General features: G+C 67.2%; 1 protein-coding gene. It reads left to right on the top strand.

Going from position 1 to position 396, the window contains the following annotated elements:
• On the top strand, positions 1 to 396 hold a 396-nt coding region (locus tag U4Z64_RS37420), incomplete at both ends, for a circularly permuted type 2 ATP-grasp protein (RefSeq protein ID WP_321822698.1).

Here is a 396-nt window from a genome sequence, read left to right as displayed (position 1 = left end):
AGGCCGATCGACGTGCTGTACCGCCGGGTCGACGACGCGTTCCTCGATCCGCTGACGTTCCGCCCCGATTCGGTGCTCGGCGTGGCCGGGATCATGGACGTCTACCGCGCCGGCAACATCACGATCGCGAACGCGCCGGGCACCGGCATCGCCGACGACAAGGCGATCTACTCGTACATGCCGGAGATCGTCGAGTTCTACACGGGCCGCAAGGCGCTGCTGGAGAACGTGCCGACCTGGCGCTGCGGCGAGGCTGACAGCCTGAAATACGTGCTCGAGCATCTCGACGAACTGGTCGTGAAGGAAGTGCACGGCTCGGGCGGCTACGGGATGCTGGTCGGGCCGTGCGCATCGAAGGCCGAACTCGAGGCGTTCGCCGCGAAGCTGCGCGCGCGT

It is taken from the genome of Burkholderia sp. BCC1996, from assembly GCF_905339955.1.
Taxonomy (GTDB): Bacteria; Pseudomonadota; Gammaproteobacteria; order Burkholderiales; family Burkholderiaceae; genus Burkholderia.
Note: the sequence above shows the minus strand (reverse complement) of the source record. Positions and strands in the feature narration are given on the sequence as shown.